The organism is Lacrimispora sp. 38-1, from assembly GCF_049890855.1.
Lineage (GTDB): Bacteria > Bacillota > Clostridia > Lachnospirales > Lachnospiraceae > Lacrimispora.
Map to the genome: position 1 here is coordinate 46,921 of NZ_JBANEW010000063.1, position 19,034 is coordinate 65,954.

At 41.6% G+C, this 19,034-nt stretch carries 24 protein-coding genes; 21 read left to right on the top strand and 3 right to left on the bottom strand.

Annotated features, from left to right (window positions below):
- Positions 1–6 precede the first annotated feature (6 nt).
- From V7D18_RS18160 to V7D18_RS18180, 5 genes are all read left to right on the top strand, one after another.
- Entirely contained in the window at positions 7–942 is a 936-nt protein-coding gene (locus tag V7D18_RS18160; protein WP_426156483.1) for a carbohydrate ABC transporter permease, read from the top strand.
- A 5-nt stretch (positions 943–947) separates the two neighbouring features.
- A complete protein-coding gene (locus V7D18_RS18165; protein ID WP_426156240.1) occupies positions 948–1,796 on the top strand; it encodes a carbohydrate ABC transporter permease in 849 nt (282 codons plus the stop codon).
- Positions 1,797–1,824: 28 nt separating this feature from the next.
- The gene (locus tag V7D18_RS18170; RefSeq protein ID WP_426156242.1) at positions 1,825–3,204 is read left to right on the top strand and encodes an ABC transporter substrate-binding protein; all 1,380 of its coding nucleotides are present in this window, start codon (positions 1,825–1,827) and stop codon (positions 3,202–3,204) included.
- 84 nt (positions 3,205–3,288) lie between these two features.
- Positions 3,289–3,366, top strand: a complete 78-nt coding sequence (locus tag V7D18_RS18175; protein WP_426156485.1) for a hypothetical protein — start codon at positions 3,289–3,291, stop codon at positions 3,364–3,366.
- A gap of 104 nt (positions 3,367–3,470) precedes the next feature.
- Positions 3,471–5,492, top strand: coding sequence for a methyl-accepting chemotaxis protein (locus V7D18_RS18180; RefSeq protein WP_426156244.1), 2,022 nt, complete (start codon positions 3,471–3,473; stop codon positions 5,490–5,492).
- 74 nt (positions 5,493–5,566) lie between these two features.
- Here the strand turns inward: V7D18_RS18180 and V7D18_RS18185 are convergent, their stop codons facing one another.
- Positions 5,567–5,809, bottom strand: coding sequence for an HPr family phosphocarrier protein (locus V7D18_RS18185; protein WP_426156246.1), 243 nt, complete (start codon positions 5,807–5,809; stop codon positions 5,567–5,569).
- Positions 5,810–5,995: 186 nt separating this feature from the next.
- Here V7D18_RS18185 and V7D18_RS18190 point away from each other — a divergent pair, with 186 nt between their 5' ends.
- From V7D18_RS18190 to rpsR, 10 genes are all read left to right on the top strand, one after another.
- Positions 5,996–6,964 (top strand): AraC family transcriptional regulator, encoded by a 969-nt coding sequence (locus tag V7D18_RS18190; RefSeq protein WP_426156247.1) that lies wholly within the window; start codon positions 5,996–5,998, stop codon positions 6,962–6,964.
- 93 nt (positions 6,965–7,057) lie between these two features.
- Positions 7,058–7,462, top strand: a complete 405-nt coding sequence (locus V7D18_RS18195) for a hypothetical protein (RefSeq protein ID WP_426156249.1) — start codon at positions 7,058–7,060, stop codon at positions 7,460–7,462.
- A 19-nt stretch (positions 7,463–7,481) separates the two neighbouring features.
- Positions 7,482–8,402, top strand: a complete 921-nt coding sequence (locus V7D18_RS18200; RefSeq protein ID WP_426156251.1) for a DUF2156 domain-containing protein — start codon at positions 7,482–7,484, stop codon at positions 8,400–8,402.
- Between the two features lie 3 nt (positions 8,403–8,405).
- Positions 8,406–9,455, top strand: coding sequence for a GNAT family N-acetyltransferase (locus V7D18_RS18205; protein ID WP_426156253.1), 1,050 nt, complete (start codon positions 8,406–8,408; stop codon positions 9,453–9,455).
- 72 nt (positions 9,456–9,527) lie between these two features.
- Positions 9,528–10,259: an NAD-dependent protein deacylase gene (locus tag V7D18_RS18210; RefSeq protein ID WP_426156487.1), complete on the top strand. Its 732-nt coding sequence runs from the start codon at positions 9,528–9,530 to the stop codon at positions 10,257–10,259.
- A gap of 32 nt (positions 10,260–10,291) precedes the next feature.
- Positions 10,292–11,281 carry an L-glyceraldehyde 3-phosphate reductase gene (mgrA, locus tag V7D18_RS18215; protein WP_426156254.1) on the top strand — a complete coding sequence of 330 codons (990 nt, stop codon included), beginning with the start codon at positions 10,292–10,294 and terminating at the stop codon, positions 11,279–11,281.
- A 23-nt stretch (positions 11,282–11,304) separates the two neighbouring features.
- Positions 11,305–11,502 (top strand): DUF951 domain-containing protein, encoded by a 198-nt coding sequence (locus tag V7D18_RS18220; RefSeq protein WP_426156255.1) that lies wholly within the window; start codon positions 11,305–11,307, stop codon positions 11,500–11,502.
- A 151-nt stretch (positions 11,503–11,653) separates the two neighbouring features.
- A complete protein-coding gene (rpsF, locus tag V7D18_RS18225; RefSeq protein ID WP_097004575.1) occupies positions 11,654–11,941 on the top strand; it encodes a 30S ribosomal protein S6 in 288 nt (95 codons plus the stop codon).
- Between the two features lie 22 nt (positions 11,942–11,963).
- Positions 11,964–12,416 (top strand): single-stranded DNA-binding protein, encoded by a 453-nt coding sequence (locus V7D18_RS18230; RefSeq protein ID WP_117418526.1) that lies wholly within the window; start codon positions 11,964–11,966, stop codon positions 12,414–12,416.
- A 20-nt stretch (positions 12,417–12,436) separates the two neighbouring features.
- Positions 12,437–12,703: a 30S ribosomal protein S18 gene (gene rpsR, locus V7D18_RS18235; protein WP_097004577.1), complete on the top strand. Its 267-nt coding sequence runs from the start codon at positions 12,437–12,439 to the stop codon at positions 12,701–12,703.
- A 75-nt stretch (positions 12,704–12,778) separates the two neighbouring features.
- Here the strand turns inward: rpsR and V7D18_RS18240 are convergent, their stop codons facing one another.
- Positions 12,779–13,843 (bottom strand): HAMP domain-containing sensor histidine kinase, encoded by a 1,065-nt coding sequence (locus V7D18_RS18240; protein WP_426156257.1) that lies wholly within the window; start codon positions 13,841–13,843, stop codon positions 12,779–12,781.
- 15 nt (positions 13,844–13,858) lie between these two features.
- Positions 13,859–14,530 carry a response regulator transcription factor gene (locus V7D18_RS18245; protein ID WP_426156259.1) on the bottom strand — a complete coding sequence of 224 codons (672 nt, stop codon included), beginning with the start codon at positions 14,528–14,530 and terminating at the stop codon, positions 13,859–13,861.
- Positions 14,531–14,825: 295 nt separating this feature from the next.
- Here V7D18_RS18245 and V7D18_RS18250 point away from each other — a divergent pair, with 295 nt between their 5' ends.
- The 6 genes from V7D18_RS18250 to V7D18_RS18275 all read left to right on the top strand — a co-directional run bounded on the left by V7D18_RS18250 (position 14,826) and on the right by V7D18_RS18275 (position 19,018).
- The gene (locus V7D18_RS18250) at positions 14,826–15,941 is read left to right on the top strand and encodes a nuclear transport factor 2 family protein (RefSeq protein ID WP_426156260.1); all 1,116 of its coding nucleotides are present in this window, start codon (positions 14,826–14,828) and stop codon (positions 15,939–15,941) included.
- A gap of 304 nt (positions 15,942–16,245) precedes the next feature.
- Positions 16,246–16,587, top strand: coding sequence for a GGDEF domain-containing protein (locus tag V7D18_RS18255; RefSeq protein ID WP_426156262.1), 342 nt, complete (start codon positions 16,246–16,248; stop codon positions 16,585–16,587).
- Complete coding sequence (locus tag V7D18_RS18260; RefSeq protein ID WP_426156263.1) at positions 16,562–17,038, top strand: hypothetical protein; 477 nt, start codon at positions 16,562–16,564, stop codon at positions 17,036–17,038. Before V7D18_RS18255 ends, V7D18_RS18260 begins: the two co-directional genes overlap by 26 nt.
- 53 nt (positions 17,039–17,091) lie before the next feature.
- Entirely contained in the window at positions 17,092–17,853 is a 762-nt protein-coding gene (locus V7D18_RS18265) for a class I SAM-dependent methyltransferase (RefSeq protein ID WP_426156265.1), read from the top strand.
- Between the two features lie 54 nt (positions 17,854–17,907).
- Complete coding sequence (locus V7D18_RS18270) at positions 17,908–18,558, top strand: hypothetical protein (RefSeq protein WP_426156267.1); 651 nt, start codon at positions 17,908–17,910, stop codon at positions 18,556–18,558.
- A gap of 40 nt (positions 18,559–18,598) precedes the next feature.
- Positions 18,599–19,018 (top strand): GNAT family N-acetyltransferase, encoded by a 420-nt coding sequence (locus V7D18_RS18275; RefSeq protein ID WP_426156269.1) that lies wholly within the window; start codon positions 18,599–18,601, stop codon positions 19,016–19,018.
- Positions 19,019–19,034: the final 16 nt, after the last annotated feature.

Sequence of the window (19,034 nt, forward strand, 5' to 3'; positions counted from 1 at the left end):
GGGACAATTTTGGAAAAAAATATCAGAAGAAATCTCCGGGTATCAAAATATAAAAATCCCAGGGATTTTATTAAAAAGAATTTTGGCTTTTTATTTATACTGCCCTGGTGGATTGGTTTTGCAATATTTAAATTTTATCCGTTTATGGCATCGTTTATTTACAGCTTTCATGAATACAATCTGTTCCGGACAGCTGCATTCGTGGGACTGGAAAACTACAGGGCGATTCTTCAGGATAAGCTGACTATGACAGCTTTTGGACAGACATTTAAGTATGCGTTTTTAACAGTTCCGCTGGAACTTTCTTTCGCTCTGTTTATCGCATACATTTTGAACTTTAAGATAAGAGGAGTTAATTTTTTTAGGACAGCCTATTACATTCCCTCTATTTTAGGAGGTTCCGTATCCATTGCAGTTTTATGGAGATTTCTATTCAAGACAGAAGGTCTGATCAACATGATATCTGCAAAATTCGGAATGGAACCTTTTAACTGGCTGGGAGATACCAGGGGCGCATTTTTGGTTATTGTGCTTCTGCGTATCTGGCAGTTTGGTTCTCCAATGGTGATTTTTCTGGCAGCATTAAAAGGTGTGTCAGCAGATCTGTATGAGGCGGCCGCCATAGACGGAGCTGGAAAATGGAGACAGTTTTTTAATATCACAGTACCTCTTATTACACCGGTAATTTTTTATAATTTTGTAACACAGCTTTGCCATAAATTCCAGGAATTTAACGGTCCTTTTATTATAACAAGAGGAGGTCCTCTCCGGTCCACTACGCTGGTATCTCTGCTGGTTTACAATAATGCATTTAAAAGCTATGAAATGGGAATGGCAAGCGCCATTGCCTGGCTGCTGTTTTTAATTATCACCACATTCACCATCATTGCTTTTGTCAGTCAGAAGTACTGGGTATATTACAGCGATGAGGATGGGAGGTAGGAATAATGACAAGAGAAAAGAAAGACAGAATTAATACATTTCTCCGATACCTGGTCCTGATATTAGTAGGTACTGTAATGGTATATCCATTAATCTGGATGGTGGGTGCTTCCTTTAAAACTAATGCAGAAATCTTCTCAAGTATAGGATTTATTCCTAAATCGCCTACTGTGGAGGGGTATGTACGAGGCTTTAAGGGTTATGAAGGAATGACGCTTCTGTTTTTTATGTGGAACACTTATAAATTTGTTCTCCCTAAAGTTGCTGTTACTGTTTTTTCAGCAGTTTTTACAGCGTATGGTTTTGCCAGATTTCAATTTATCGGAAAGAAGTTTTCCTTTGCAGTGTTATTATCTACGCTATTTTTACCTCAGGTTGTACTTAATGTTCCACAGTATATATTGTTTAACCAGATTGGCTGGCTGGATTCTTATCTGCCCCTGATTATTCCCTCGCTATTTGCAGGAGATACCTATTTTGTATATATGCTGATCCAGTTTTTAAGGGGAATACCCAAAGAACTGGAAGAGGCGGCGAAAATAGACGGCTGTAATGTGCTGCAGACACTGTGGTACGTAATTGTTCCAATGTTAAAACCATCCATTGTATCCTGTGCTCTGTTTCAATTTATGTGGGCATCCAATGACTTTATGGGGCCGTTAATTTACGTCAATACAGTAGCAAAATATCCGGTTTCCATTTTTCTGCGTATGTCGATGGACGCAGATGTGGGATTTGAGTGGAACCGGGTTCTGGCAATGTCGCTGATAGCGATTATTCCGTCATTAACAGTATTTTTTATGGCACAGAATTCCTTTGTAGATGGAATTGCAGCGGGCGGAGTAAAAGGTTAAAAATATTATTTTTTGGAGGAGGAGAAACATGAAGAGAAACAAATGGAAACAGGCGGCGGTTTTTGCTTTATCCGGTTTAATGGCAGCATCTCTTGCGGGCTGCATGCCGACAGAGAGCAGTAAACCCCAGGGGGAGACAACCGTATCACAAACAAAGGCCGAGAGCCAGGGAACAGCGGAATCAGCAAAAGCGGAAGGGCTTAAAGTAAATACGACTGATCCCATAACTCTTCGCATGAACTGGTGGGGGGGAGACAGCAGGCATCAGGCAACATTGGAAGGAATCAAGGCATTTGAAGCAAAGTATCCGAATATTAAAGTAGAAGCAGAATACGAATCATTTACTGGCCATGAGGAAAAGGTCGCACTGGCACTGAAATCAGGATCAGCTGCAGATGTGGTTCAGCTGAATATGGACTGGGTATTTAATTATTCCCCGGACGGAAGCCTTTTTTATGATTTAAACAAGGTGTCAGATATCATTGATTTAAAGGCATATGATAAATCAGATCTGGATTACTATACAACCAATGGAGTGTTACAGGCGGTGCCTGCAAGCAATACAGGGCGTGTCTTTTTCTGGAACACCACAAGACTGAAAGATGTGGGGGTGGAAATTCCTAAGAATTTAGATGAACTGTATGCCGTTGGAGAAGCGTTTGCAGCTTATAAAGATGGTACCTATTATCCCATTATTTTAAATGAACTGGATCGTATGACACTGATGGTTTATTATTTGCAGTGCAAATACGGAAAACCATGGGTAGAAAACTATCAGCTGCAATACAGCAAGGAAGAGGTCCAGGAGGGATTGGAATGGATCAGCTTATTGGAAGAAAAGCATGTAATTCCCACGTTGGAAGTTCTTGCAGGCGATGGTTCCGAATTGGTGGATACAAACCAGCGGTGGATTGACGGGCATTATGCAGGTATGTATATCTGGGACAGCAATTTAAAGAAATACCAGGAGGCTGCACCTGGATTTGAATTTGAGGTAGGGGATTATATTAAGATGGGAGATTACAAAGGCGGCATGACAAAAGCCTCCATGGTATTTGCAATTCCCAAAACTTCAAAATATCCGGCAGAGTCAGCTGCTCTGATCCAGTTCCTTTTTGGTGATCCGGAAGGAGCAAAGATCCTTGGAGATACCAGAGGAGTGCCGGCGAACAAAAATGGCCTTGCATCCCTTGATTTATCCAACAGCCTGGCAGCAAAAGCAAATAAAAAGGTTATGGAATGGACTACATTTAAATTTGACCCTGTATTTGAACGCTCTGCACTGAAAAATCCAGACGGTACTTATTATATGGGTATGCAGATGCTCAGTTATAAGCAGGATGATGCAGCAGGAGTCGCAGAATATCTGGTTAATGACATCAATAAACAGTTAGAAGCAGCAAAATAATTTCAAAAAGAGAGGGAGAGCCCTTGAGCAAAATTTATTTTCCGGGAATCCCTCTCTTTCGCTCAAAAGTGAACAGCGATTGGTTTGTATGCGTCTTCTAATCACACTGAGAGCAGCAATTTTGCAGACTTTGACTGGTTTGATTATTACGGGGATAATTAAATTAAGTCAAAACTTAAATTAATAAACAGATTATCCTTCTTCTTGCTATCCCGTTATCTCCATGCTATATTAAAGTATAAATTTTAGAGGGAGAAAGGATGTCTATGATGAACAAGAGAAAAAAACGCATATTTACAAAACTGCTCTTCGGGATTTCTGCTCCAGTCATAGTAATTTTAATCTTATCAGGATTTCTTATTACTATGCAGGTTGGAAAGAGCATGGAACATCAGTCTACGGAAAATCTTAATTCGGCATCCTTAGCTGCAGCAAACCAGGTGGATTCATTTCTGACTTTTTACATGGCAGAGATGAAGAGTGCGGCAGCCAGCCAGCAGGTAGAATTGTATTTAAAGAATGCCACCGGAAAAGTGAGAATGCCGGATAGTGAGGGATATCCGGAGATTAAGAAAACGCTGGATAAACTGCAGGCGACGGATAAGGATAACATTCTCGCCGCATGGATAGCAGATCTGGATTTAAGCCAGGTAACACAGTCGGACAACTTCACATCGGAAGACGGCTGGGATATCACAGGCAGGCCCTGGTACCGGGCCATGGAGCTGGATCACCCCATATTGACGGAGCCGTATGTGGATGCCAGTACAGGAGGAGTCATTGTCAGTGCAGTCTGCGGAGTTTTTGACAGCAGCACCGGAAAACCTCTTGGTGTGATGGGACTGGATATTAAGCTGTCCCAGCTTGTCACAATCATGAGTGATTACAAGATCGGAACAGATGGATTTGTGGTTCTGGCTACAGAGGGAGGACAGATTGTATATCATCCGGACAATGATTTGATTCAGAAAAATGTTACGGAAGCGGATATGTCTGATAATATAAAGCAGGCGATAACCGGACAGGCAGCAGGCAGCTATGAGTACACGATGAATAAGAAAGAGTATTTTGGAGCTGTAAACCGGGTTGGGGACTCCGGCTGGCTTGTACTCTCCAGTATTCCAAAGTCAGAAGTGCTTGCTTCCCGAATGGCTGTGACTGCAACAATTATAACTGTCTTCCTGCTGGGATCAGCATTACTTGTATTATTAATTATTCTCATTTCCAAGGGGATGACGAAACCGCTTAGAAAACTGTCTCATGTTGCAGAACAGATTGCAGAAGGCAAGCTGGATCTTGCCATGGAGAACTTTGATAATGATGAGATCGGTATGGTTGCTGCTTCCTTGGGCAATACAGTATTGCAGCTGAGAGATTACGTAAACTATATTGATGAAATTACTTCTGTTCTCAATCAGATTGCAGACAAGAATCTGGCGTTCCAGCTGGAATACGATTACAAAGGGAATTTTGAAAAGGTGAAGAATGCCCTGCTTAAAATCCGCAGTACACTGACCGTTACGATGGAAAGGATTGTATCTGCTTCGGATCAGGTCGCTTATGGATCGCAGAACATATCTGCCAGCTCGCAGGCTCTTGCTCAGGGGGCAACAGAGCAGGCCAGTGCGGTAGAAGAGCTGGCTACCACCATCAATGATATTTCCCATAATATTGATAAGAATGCTCAGGACTCCACCAGCGCCAATGCGCAGGCGGCCGCCGCTACCTGTGAGCTGGAAAACAGCAGCAGACATATGGAAGCTCTGGTTACTGCCATGGAGGAAATCAGTGAAAATTCCAGGGAGATCAGCAACATTATAAGGACCATAGAAGATATTGCGTTCCAGACCAATATTCTGGCACTGAATGCAGCTGTGGAAGCAGCACGGGCAGGAGAAGCGGGAAAAGGATTTGCTGTTGTAGCCGATGAAGTCCGCAATCTGGCATCAAAAAGTTCGGAAGCAGCTCAGAATACCACACACCTTATTGAAGGATCTATTCAGTCCGTTATGAATGGCTCCAGTCTGGCGAAGGATGCCGCAGAATCCCTGTCAACAGCGGTAGTGAGCACCCGTTCTGTTTCAGAGATGATTGAACGGATCTCGGAAGCATCAGTGAGACAGTCTGAAGCAATCCGTCAGGTTACTGTAGGTATCGATCAGATCTCATCAGTGGTACAGACCAACTCTGCAACAGCGGAGGAAAGTGCAGCTGCAAGCAAAGAGCTGTCTGATATGGCGAACTCATTAAAAGAACTGGTAGACGAATTTCAATTAGATCAGCATTAAAATAAGAGGTTGTCGGAAACTAACAGATTAAGGTTAGTTTTTGACGGCCTCTTGTTTGCTTTTTTATGTATCGGTCAGGCGGTTTTTTGATTTACCAGAAAGGCGGATAACGAATCCAGAACCTCATCATGGCTGTTGTTGTAAATGATCAATTCCAGATCGGTGTCTGAACAGAGGGTCATAATACCCATAATGGATTTGGCATCTATGATAATACTTCCTCTGCAGATGTCCATATCACAATCAAACTGATTCGCTGTCTTTACAAATGCAGTTGCTTCTTCGATGCTGGTTAAACGTATCTGATATCTTTTCATATGTCGTACCTCTTGCGGATTGTAATGATTGTATTGAAATTAATACATTACTAGATTATAGGAGCTGTTTGAAAAATAAACTATGTCCAAATTTGTATAAAAACCGTCTTTTCTTGCAAATAATGTAGAAAAGGTGATATAATGAACCGGGGGAAGGGCATGTGAGTCTGCCGTTTGGAGGTTAATATGGATGAAGAACTTCTGAAATTTTTAAGGAACACATCGGAAGAAAAAAACGGTATTATCAAAGATGCATCTTCAATTTTATCATACTGTGTAAAGGAAGGGAAATGCAGTGTGGTGGATAAGAATCTTGTTATTGAATCTGGGAGACTGATGGATCTTTACTGCCAGCCGCCACATATAGCGATTCCGGATCACAGTCACAATTATGTGGAGCTGGTTTATATGTACAGCGGTTCCACCACTCAGGTGATTAATAAAAACAAACGAATCGTACTGGAGACTTATGATCTCCTTCTTTTAAGGCAGGGCACCAGCCATGCAATTGAGCCTGCAGGGGAGGGTGACATAGCGGTTCATTTTTTTCTCAAGCCGGAGTTTTTTTCCCACCCGTCTTTAATTACGGAGGATGGAAGCATTCTGAGGCATTTTATTGCAGGTGCGTTGTCGGAAAATCATTCGGTAGCGGATTATCTTCATTTCCGGCTGCAGGACATCCTGCCCGCCAGGAATCTGCTGGAGAATATGATCTGGTCTCTCATGGTGGAGAAAAAGTGCAGACAGGAGATTAATCAGGCGACGATGTCCATGCTGATTATGGAACTGCTTCATGATGCGGATAAGGTGGAATCCCATGACGTGATTCAGTATGAGGAGCAGATTGCATTAACTGCATACCAGTATCTGGAAAGCCATTATTCCACTGCTACATTGGAGGAATTCTCCTTAAAGGTCATGCAGCCGACCTATTATGTAAGCCGCCTGTTTAAGCGGTATTATCAGATGACTTTTACGGAATGCTTACAGCTGATCCGGCTTTGCAGGGCTGCTAACTGTCTGACTGCATCCTGTAAACCTGTGGAAGAAATTATACAGGAAATCGGATATGAAAACAGCAGTTATTTTCATCGCCTGTTTAAAGAACGTTATGGTCTGACACCGAAGCAGTACCGTGATAAGTTCAGGAATTAATTCTGAAAAGATTATGAAATATCCATTCATAACATTGACTTTGACTGGATAGCTTATTATAGTTAAGTCAAAGAAAAGGGGCGATACTATAGCATGAATCAAATGAGAGATCAGTTTATAAGGTTTATGACAGGAAGATATGGCGCTGATAAGCTTGGACGGTTTTTAACAGCAGCAGCATTTGTTTTATTTGTGGCAGGCCTGTTTATACGGAATCCCTTAGTGGATTTCATTGCGGCAGCTGTCCTGTTAATAAGCTACTATCGTATGTTTTCAAGAAATATCAGAAAACGTTTTGAGGAAAACCAGAAGTTTGAACGCTTTTGTTTTAAAATAACGGAAACATTCCGCAGATGGCGTTTCCGGTTTCAGCAGGGCATGAAGTTTCATATTTACAAATGCCCCGGCTGCGGACAAAAAATCAGGGTACCAAGGGGTAAGGGGAAAATAAAAATTCATTGTCCCAGGTGTAATACTGATTTTATTAAGAAAAGCTAGTATATAGAAGGGAATAATTATGAATTTACAATTTAAGCCGATTGAGGCAAACGATGTTGAAAAGATAACTCCATTTTATGCCCTGCGGCCAAATAAGACCTGTGATAGTGTATATCTGGATTGTTTTATCTGGAGAGAGTACTATCATGTAAAGTACGCAATCAGCGACAATAAAGCGCTGCAGTTTTTAATGGAGAAGGATGGCGAGCCATTTACAGCTATGCCTATGTGCCGGGAGGAAGACCTTCCTTATTATTTCAATGAGATGAAAGAATATTTTAATGAGGTTTTAAAAAAGCCTCTCAGGATCTCTCTGGCAGATGAGGCTGCTATTCAGTATTTGAATCTGGATCCTGATAAGTTTGAGGTAAAAGAGGTTGAGGACTTAAAGGATTATCTTTACGATGCGGAATCATTACGCACACTGGCCGGGAAGAAGCTTCACAAAAAGAAGAATCATCTGAATTCCTTTTTAAAGGAATATGAGGGAAGATACGAGTACCGGACACTTTGCTGTTCAGACCGGGACAGTGTGGTGGAATTCTTAAATATGTGGTGGGAGAACAAGGTGGAAGCCGCGGAGTTTACCCGTCAGCTGGATTATGAAGTTATGGGAATCCACAGCATCTTAAAGAACTGCTCTTTTTTAAATGTAAGAATGGCAGGCGTCTTTATAGACGGAGTATTAAAGGCATTTACCATAGGAAGCTACAACCCATATGAAAAAATGGCTGTCATTCATATTGAAAAAGCCGATCCTAATGTAAAAGGTCTCTACCAGTTTATTAACCAGCAGTTCATAACCCACGCCTATCCGGAAGAGTTATTACTGGTGAACAGGGAAGATGATGTGGGAATGGAAGGTTTAAGAAAAGCGAAGATGTCTTATTATCCAGTTGATTTTGCAAGAAAATACTCAGTGGTACAGAAGGGTTTCTAAACTATGGTACGGTATTTGAAGCAGGAAGAAAAAAGTGAAAGCCGGGCATTATGGGAAAAAGTTTTTTCTGAGGATACCAAGAGCTTTCTGGATTATTATTATTCGGACAGAGTCCGGAAGAATAAGATTTTGACTGCATGGAGCGGTGATCAGGCAGCTGCAATGCTCCATCGCAATCCATATGAGGTGGTAGTGAAAGACCGCATATGGAAGGTAGATTATATTGCGGGAGTGGCTACTGATCCGGCTTTCCGGCATCAGGGTTATATGAGAAGACTGCTTGCCCGGTGCTTTTTGGATATGTATATGGAACGGATGGAATTTTGTTTTTTGGTTCCGGTTGATCCTGCCATCTACCATCCCTTTGATTTTACCTATATCTGTGATCTTCCAAAGCGGGTGCTGAACGAAAAGGGCAGAACCCGGTTAAGCCGCCGTGCTTTTATGGAACGGTCTGATGACTGCAGGGAGGCTGCAAGGTTTGTGGGCCGCCAGCTGGAAAAAAAGTATGAGGTATATGCTCACAGAGATGAGGAGTATTACCGGAATTTATGCAGAGAAGTAAGAAGCGACAGCGGAGATATGATTCTTCTTTTTACCAGAGATGAAAGAGAGAGACTTGCCGGAGTCTGGGCATATTACGGAGAGCTTGCAGAAAATCAGAGAGAACTCATTGTTCTTGGAGATTATGTAAAGGAAGTCGGCAACTTAAGGCCTGCTGTAATGGGGCGCATTATTCATCTCGAGCAGTTCGTTAAAGTAATCAGACTGAAAGAAGATTGCCCTGTCAGTGAGATGGAACTGTTTATTGAAGTAAAAGATGATTTTATACGTCAGAACAGCGGTGTATTTCTCTGGAAGCTTAAAAAAGACGGCTCTGTTATGACTACGGTGTCAGACAATAACAAGATAAAACCGCACCTGTTAATGGGAATCAGTGAACTGACTTCCTGGCTTTTTGGATATGAAAAGCCGGAGGTTCCGGAAAACCGGCAGACAATGGTAGACCGGATAAGACCTTTAAATGGAGTGTTTTTTGATGAAATAACCTGATTTTCAGCTGCTGGAAATCAGTTCCGGGCGGATTCAGCTGAATCCGCCCCTGCAAGTTGGAGGGTTAAGATGATGAAGGAACAAAGTCTGTTAAAGAACTGGATCAATGAAAGCTGCAATATTGTATTTTTTGGCGGCGCAGGGGTATCGACTGAAAGCAGCATTCCTGATTTCAGGGGCGTGGATGGACTTTATCATCAGGAGTATCAGTATCCTCCTGAAACCATCATCAGCCGCAGTTTTTACCGGTCAAATCCGGGGGAGTTTTACCGTTTTTATAAAAATAAGATGCTGTTTCCCGATGCAAAGCCCAATCCGGCCCATTTAGCTCTTGCAAAGCTGGAAGAGCTGGGAAAATTAAAGGCAGTTATTACACAGAATATCGACGGACTTCATCAAGAAGCAGGAAGTAAGAATGTGCTGGAACTTCATGGATCGGTCAGGAGAAACCATTGTACCAGATGTATGAAGCTTTTCACATTGGAAGAGCTGCTTTCTTCCATGGGAGAGGATGGGGTTCCAAGGTGCAGCTGCAGCGGGCTGATCAAGCCGGATGTGGTGTTATATGAAGAAAGTCTGGATGAAGATGTGCTCAGCCGTTCTGTGGCTTACATCTCTCAGGCAGACATGCTGATTGTAGGTGGAACTTCACTGACGGTCTATCCGGCAGCCGGACTGATTGATTATTACAGAGGAAATAAGATGGTACTCATTAACAAAACCGTTACCCCGATGGATGACAAAGCGGATCTGGTGATCAGCGGAAGCATCGGTAAAGTGCTCCGTGAAGCGGTGGGGGTCTGAAGAACGGTCCAGGATTAGAAGGAGAGTAAACGATGTATCAGGCAGCAGAAAACAGATATAATATTATGAAATATAAGCGCTGCGGAAGAAGCGGAGTCATGCTTCCCATGGTATCTCTGGGGTTATGGCAGAATTTTGGACTGGAGAAGCCGTTATCAGAACAGAGAGTGATTCTTTTAAAGGCATTTGACATGGGAATCACCCATTTTGACCTGGCAAACAACTATGGCTTTCCGGCTCCTGGAAAAGCAGAAGAGAACTTTGGAAAGATTTTAGAGAGTGATCTGCTTCCATACCGGGATGAGCTGATTATTTCTACAAAAGCAGGTTATGATATGTGGCCTGGTCCCTATGGAAACTGGGGTTCCAGAAAATATCTGATGTCCAGCCTGGATCAGAGTCTGAAACGTATGGGGCTGGAATATGTGGACATATTCTACCATCACAGACCAGACCCAGAGACTCCTCTGGAGGAGACCATGGGAGCTTTGGCAGATATTGTAAAGCAGGGAAAGGCGCTTTATGCGGGAATATCTAATTATGGTGAGCAGGAAGCGGTGAAAGCAATATCCATGTTAAGGGATATGGGAGTGCCGTGCCTCATTGACCAGCCAAGATATAACATGCTGGAACGGGGAGCGGAGGACGGCCTGTTCAGAGCTCTGTCAGAGCAGGGAACCGGCTGTATCTGCTACAGTCCTCTTGCCCAGGGCGCATTGACAAACAGATATTTAAATGGTATTCCGGTTGATTCAAGGGCTGCCAGAGAGGGAACCACCATAGGCGGACGATATCTGACTGAGGAAAGGCTTAATCAGATTAAGAGTCTTGATGCGCTGGCTGGAAAGAGAGGTCAGACATTGGCACAGATGGCGCTTTCCTGGGTTCTTCGGGAGCCTGCAGTGACATCAGTTTTAATAGGAGCCAGCAGCGTAAAGCAGCTGGAAGATAATGCAGCCTGTCTGGAGAATCTGTCATTTACTGAACAGGAGCTGAAGGAAATTGATATTATATTAAAATAGCGCGTACGGGACAGGTGTATGGTATGATTTATGAAGTTGGAGATGTTGTAAAATTAAAAAAGCAGCATCCATGCGGGAGTCAGGAATGGGAAATCCTGCGTGTTGGGGCTGATTTTCGTTTGAAATGCATGGGCTGCGGTCATATGATTATGGTATCCAGGAAGCTGGTAGAGAAGAATACCAGGGGATTAAAGGGAAAAGATGGACAGCCGAAGTCATAAAAACCTTATAATAAAAGAAAAATGTGCTGAAAGTGGGAAAAGGACTTGCTTTTATCAAAGATTTCCGGTATAATACTGTACCGTGACATATATTAATCCTTGCTCCTGTAACTGAAGGCAGGGGCCAGAGACCACAAGGAGGTAAACAAGCATGAACAAATATGAATTAACCGTTGTTCTGAACGCAAAGCTCGAAGATGAAGAGAGAGCAGCTGCCATGGAAAAAATTAATGGTTACATTACTCGCTTCGGCGGCACTGTAACAGGCGTTGATGAATGGGGTAAGAAGAGATTAGCTTACGAAATTCAGAAAATGAAAGAAGGATTCTACTACTTCATCAAATTTGATGGCGCGTCCACAACACCGAACGAATTAGAAGAAAACGTTCGTATTATGGAGCCGGTTATCAGATACTTATGCGTGAAACAAGAAGCATAATAGATAAAGAAAGCGTGATCGTATGAACAGAGTAATCCTTATGGGCAGATTGACCCGTGATCCAGAAGTAAGATATTCCCAGGGCGAGCGTGCTATGGCCATTGCAAGGTATACCCTTGCTGTTGATCGCAGAAGCCGCAGAAGTCAGGACGGCAATGAGCAGACCGCTGATTTTATCAACTGCGTTGCATTTGACAGAGCAGGTGAGTTTGCGGAGAAGTATTTCCGTCAGGGTATGAGAGTACTGATTTCCGGAAGGATCCAGACTGGAAGTTATACGAATAAAGACGGCGTTAAAGTATATACAACCGATATTGTTGTAGAAGATCAGGAATTCGCAGACAGCAAGGGCGGCGCTCCAGGCGAAGGCGGCGGCTATCAGCCAACCTCCAGACCAGCTCCCTCCAGTGCAATCGGCGATGGATTTATGAATATCCCGGATGGAGTCGAAGACGAAGGACTTCCATTCAACTAAATCTAACAGGAGGTATACCAATGGCATTTAACAGGAATGATAAAGCTGATGGCGCTAAGATGAGAAGAGGCGGCATGCGCAGAAGAAAAAAAGTATGCGTATTCTGCGGCGAGAAGAATGGCGTTATCGATTATAAAGATGTAAATAAATTAAAAAGATACGTGTCTGAAAGAGGAAAAATTCTTCCCAGACGTATCACTGGCAACTGTGCAAAGCATCAGAGAGCACTGACTGTTGCTATCAAGAGAGCAAGACATATCGCTCTTATGCCTTACACTATGGAGTAAATCTTTATTTTATAAGAGTTTAATATGGAAAGACCTCACATGAGAGTGTGAGGTCTTTTTTTAATGAAGACTTTCCTATTTATAGCAGTTCTGTAAAGTGACCGTAAAGGTGGATCCTTTACCAATTGCACTTTCTACCTTGACTGACCCCTGTAAAAGTTCGACAATCCGTTTGACCATAGCAAGCCCCAGGCCATTGCCTTTGGTGGTACGGGAGATATCCTCCTGATAGAATTTATCAAAGATATGGTGCTGGGCTTTTTCGCTGATGCCGCAGCCATTATCCTGAATGATGACCACGGTATTCTCCGCATACTGTCTTGCTTTTATGCCGACGTAACCGCCATGTTCTGTGAATTTTAGAGCATTGGAGAGCAGATTATTCAAAACGATTTTAAGAAGGCCTTCATCACAGGTTATCAGGATACTGTCGTCAAAATCCAGCTGTAGATCTATACCTTTTTCATCCATCACCAGTTCAAATCCCAAAATGCACTGACGGAGCTGTTCGCTCAAGTCATATTCCAAAGGTTTAGCTGCAATCTTCTGATTGTCAAGCCGGCTTATTTGGAGAATGTTGCTGATCAGATCTGATAACTGCAGTGAGGCCGCATTGATACGTCCGATGTAATCGTTCCGTTCCTCTTCAGTCAGCGTGTCACTCTGTAAAATAGTGGAATAATTGCTGATGACGGCAATGGGAGTTTTCAGTTCGTGGGAAACGTTGGAAATAAAATCGTTTTTCATGATTTCTGTACTGGCCAGCTCGTCTACCATCTGGTTAAAGTCCATACGCAGTGTTTCAATTTCATCAATCATATGGTCTTTGCGGTAGGGTGCAAGACGAACGGAATAATCCCCGGATGTTACCTGACGGGCTGCCGCTGCAAGTTGTTGGAGAGGCAGCACATGCTTTATATAGCGTGTATGGGAAAACACCTTAGAAATGATCCATGCTGTTAAAACGATGTATCCAGTAATTGCAATACTCAGGTAAAAAGAGTGTTCTGAAACAAAGGGAACCACTTCCATGATATAAATAAGAATGCCAAAAAGTAGTGTGATAATGGCGGCATCCAGCAGTATCATTCTCTTCGTGATAAGCTTTACATTAATTCGGGGATCCAATTCTTTTTTCATAACTGTACCTTTCTTCTACTTAATTACTGCTTTGTATCCAATGCCCCGGACCGTTACGATTTTGAAATCTTCGCAGTCTCCCATCTTTGCGCGGATGTTCGTAATAAAGACATCAATGGAACGGGGGCCGCTTTCATTGTCGATTCCACCGAACTCTTCCAACAGCTGATGCCTTGTGAAGGCACGGTTTGGATAAGATAGCAGCTTGAACAATAGCTGGAATTCCCTGGTCGTCAATGGTACCGGTTCTCCATCCAGAGTAATAGAGAATCCCTCTTCATCCAGTTCCAGATATCCAACCGTGATCTTTTTCTGGGTGGTAATATTTGCCCTGCGAAGAATTGCCGTGATATGGAGGAGCAGTTCATTGAGATCCACTGGCTTTACCAGGTAATCATCAATTCCCAGGCTGAAGCCTTTTTTCTTTGAAGGATAATCTTCCTTTGCTGTCATAAATATAATCGGAATATTGGGATCATCCTCACGGACAGTTTTAGCAAATTCAAATCCGTCTATCCCGGGCATCATTATATCCGAAATAATCAGTTCATATTTCCCGGAATATAATGCATCATAGGCTTCTTCAGCATTGATGCAGCCTGTGGCTGTATAATTATGAGCCGCCAAATGCCGGCATACGGTGCGGTTTAGATCCGGATCATCCTCTACAAGTAATATGCGAATCATGTCAATCTCCTTTTCTTTCTTTTTTTAGTCATTCATTTCCGGAATATTTCTGGGTCACCAGGTCATCAGTGCTTATTTTATCAATAGAATATTAGCAAAATGTTAGCGGAAATGGTTCATCTTAACAATCTGCTAATATTTGCCAAATATAAAACAAATAATTTATTTCTATAATACAATCATCGACAGGCGAAGTAAACCTTATTCGATGAAACAGAATAAATACAGACGGCAACAAAACATATCATCTAGCTGTGGTGATATCTAAATTGCTTATAATGAAGGAGAAAAAATTATGAAAAAGAAAGTACTGATCACCGCCATTGCCACGGCAGCATTCGCAAGTGCTGCAATGACTGCTTGCAGAACAACCGCCCCCGCAGCCGCACAGACTGCTACAGCAGAAACCACTAAGGCTGCCAATACTGAGACATCCTCAGCAGTCGGAATTTCTAATTCCTATGACAATAATGAAGAGCTTCTGGCAAAGTTTCCAATTGAAAATCTGACCCCGGTGGACTCTGATATGGAAAGGAACATTCAGAATCGGCTGCTTAATGGTTTTGAAAACTGGAACCGTGGATTTGACGCCTGGAAGGCCTGGGGAGATATTCTCTATACACCAGATTCCCTTTATAATATTCATGGGGCAAAGCTTACCCTTGCAGAGTACCAGAAAGCTATGGATATTGAGCTGAAAGCAACCGACATACAGATGGGTGTTTTTCACAACATGGTCATATGCGATGATTGGACAGCCATCCGTTATGATACCCATAACACAAATAAGAAGACTGGAAAGACCAGCGATGGTACGGTAATGGAATTTGTGCATTTTAAGGATTATGGTGATGATTTAGGCACTCGTGTTGTGGAAGGCTGGGCAGGTACTAAGGATAAGAGTTTTGATGGTGTTTCAAATTTCCAGACAGAAGAAGAGAAGACAAAGCAACAGGAAGCTCTGCAGGAGGTTGTTAATTATACAATTCCGGAGACCACAGAACTCGCCGCAAAGTATCCGGTTTTAAATCCTACCTCCATTGATGACGGCATGGGTAAAAAGATTCAGGCTGCCATCCTGCAGGATTTCGATAATTGGAATCAGGGTGCGGAGGTCTGGAGTAATTGGTCAGATACCTACTTTACAAAGGATTTTCAGTTACACGGCAGAGATGAGGATATGGGGCTTGAGGGTATCAAGTCTTTTGTTAAAGAGGAAGCAGAGAAAACAGAAAATAAGCGCCTCTTCTTTGACAATATGCTGATCAGCGGTGACTGGGCTGCAATTCATTACAGAGTAACTAATACTGACAAGGCAACGAATGAGAAAAACGCTGGAGACGTAATGCAGTTCCTCCATTTCGTCCAGGAGGGTGACAGTGTAAAAGTTTCTGAATGCTGGACAAAATAATAATTTGATATTCACTGGTATATTTCTGATTTTCACCAGAAGTATGCCAGTGAATTAATTTGTTTAACAATAAATCTACTCTCTTTTTTCTCTTAATCACTTAATTCTTCAATTATTTGTTTCCGCAATTTGCTAAAAAATCTGGTCAGAGTTATTAATAATGACTGTAGAAATATATGGATAAAAATGATAAACTTAAAAATGAGTAAACGGGTTGTTTATTCATTTTTATGTAAAATTTGATGGTAAATTAGTATATTCAAAGAGGAGTCTGATGTGAAAAAACATATACTGCTTATTAGCAATGCTGACTGGATTACTAAATAGAAAGCAATTCTCCAAATTGTATCTGACTTTTCTTCGAAAAAACCGGAAGAGGAAAAAAATTTTGTTTATGTTTGATATTGATCATTTTAAGGAGAAAAATGATACATATGGTCATATGCTTGGGAATGCAGTTCTTGCAATGGTTGTAAGTGAGGAAAAAGAAGGATGTTACCATGTGACGATTAGTGTGGGGATTTCAGAGGTCGATGAAGCACTGTATCGATCCAAAGAGAATGGACGGAACCAGATCTCTATATATTTACGTTCAGACAAGAACGGAGGAACAGATAAAAATGGAAATAAAAACATTGGCAAATGATACTATAAATTCTTTAAATACAATATTTGAGAAACATAAAGAGGATCGAATCTGCATATTGGCGACCACTTGCTGTGGCAAGTCAACATTACATGAGCAGATTCCAGGAACCGTGGATATGGATAATGAATTGTGGCCCCAATTGACCAAAGAAGAGGAAGCATATATCTGCCAGAAACCATGGACGAAAGAAATTGGAGATTTTGCAGGCAGGCTGGTAAGAGAAAGAGTGACGGTTAAAGCTGGGTATCCATTATTTACTCTGATACTTTTGGATTGTGAAGTGATTGTATATCTGGACATAAGTGACGAACTGCTTGCGGAGCATTGTAAAAAAAGAGGAGCTGCTTTTCGGGATGCAAAAAATGTTAAGGATGCCATAGAAAATACGTGGAATAAACAGCGGGAAAAGGGTGATAAAATATGTTACTATTTAAAAGTTACAGAATGATATGAAACAAAATCCTATGTGTGGGAAGTAATATCAGATTAGGGGACAGGCTTATGGATCAGGATATTATTAATTATTATAAAGCATATGACGAAGAAGGAAGGTTATTTAAGAACAATAGTCATAAGATAGAATGGCTGACCAGTATGCATTATTTAAAGAAATATATTAAAAAAGAGTCTTTGGTATTAGACGGCTGTGCGGGGACAGGAAATTATGCTTTTCCTTTAGCTGAGTTGGGATATAAAGTTGTTGCAGGAGATATAGTTCCTGGTAATATTGAGATTATCAGGGACAAGCAAAAGAATAATCCTGTATTAAAAGATATTTATATCGGAAGTATGCTGGATCTTACCAGGTTTAGTAACGAAAGTTTTGATGCAGTTTTATGTATGGGGGCTTTTTATCATACTGATGATGAGATAAGACCCCGCATAATGAAAGAATGCCTGCGTGTATTAAAACCGGACGGATTGTTGGCTGTTTCCTATATCAATACGATGGCTGGTGTAATTTCCGGGTTGGATGATGGTTTAAAGAACATGGACCAGGCGGACAAATGGTTTGATAATAAAACCAATGACGGACTATTCCTGTATATGACGCCTCTTCAAATGGAGGAGATGGCATTAAGTTTTCACACCAATATTGTTTCACATATCGCTGTAGATGGGATAAACTACTTACTTTCCAGTAAAATTAATAATGCTGATGAGGAGAATTTTAGCAAGTGGTATCAATTTCATTTGAAGACATGTGAGGATAAGAGTCTGTTAGGATATAGCCTGCATAGTATGATAATCTTGCGAAAGTAGATTTATATTTTCTTAGATTTTCAAATAGTAAAAATGTTAAACGGGGGAATGAGAATGAATGTAATTAAAATTGAAGGTATATCGGATTCGTATCCAGAACCGATAGAGGGTACCTTCGAATGGTTTTATTGCAAAGAAAGCAATAACAGCTCTTGTGATTTATACGAGGCAGAGGAAATAGTAAAATCCGGAGAGAGATATTCCGGTACGGTGTGTCATCTGATTCATTATCCGGAGGGACGGGTTTACAGCCCATTTAAACAAAAGGAGAATGTGTATATTGAACGGCCGGTCTGGGACAAGGGTGCTTTTTATTTTTTAGAGGTTGATTTTTCCAAACAAAAAATACAGATATATAGTTATTTCCCACACAGCCAGAGGCTTGAAATTATAAAAGAATTGCCCTTAGTAATTGTGGAAGATTGCTACAATCTGATGTTAACAGTATCGCCTCTTATGCTGACGAGGGCTGGGAACGATGGAGTGTACGAAATTGTCTGGCCGGAAAATAAAAGAATTGAGATAGGGGATACGGAGAGTCTGCTTTTCCGTGAGGGAAAATATCTTTATTTTTCCGAGTGGTGGGAAGATCCTGAGTATCATGAAAATATAATTATCAGAGATATTGATACGGGTGAGGTAAAAGAAAGAAATCCTGGTTATCTATGTAAGATGCCTAATGGGGTGTATTGGAGAATTCAATAATTTTTGTTTAGGATATGCGATAAGCGGTAAGGGGTCTGTTATGGTTAGAATAAGATGTGTACAGGAAGAAGACAGAGCTTTCTGGTTTAAACTGGATAAGCATTTGCGGGAGAGTGAATTTGAGAAAAAGATCAGGGACAAAATGGGGTATGTCTTATTTGAAAATAATGTTCCTGCAGGTTTGTTAAGATATAATCTTTTTTGGGACAATACTCCATTTTGCACCATGCTCTATGTGGATTTTGAGAGTCAGGGTAAGGGTTATGGAAGAAAATTAATGGAGAATTGGGAAAAAGATATGAAGACGTTGGGGTATGGAATGCTTTTGACTTCCACGCAGGTTGATGAAAATGCCCAGCACTTCTATAGAAAAATGGGATATAAAGACAGCGGTGGAGTGATTATTAATATTCCAGGGTATGAGCAGCCCATGGAGATGTTTTTTATTAAAGAAATCTAGGAAGCGGATTGTGAAA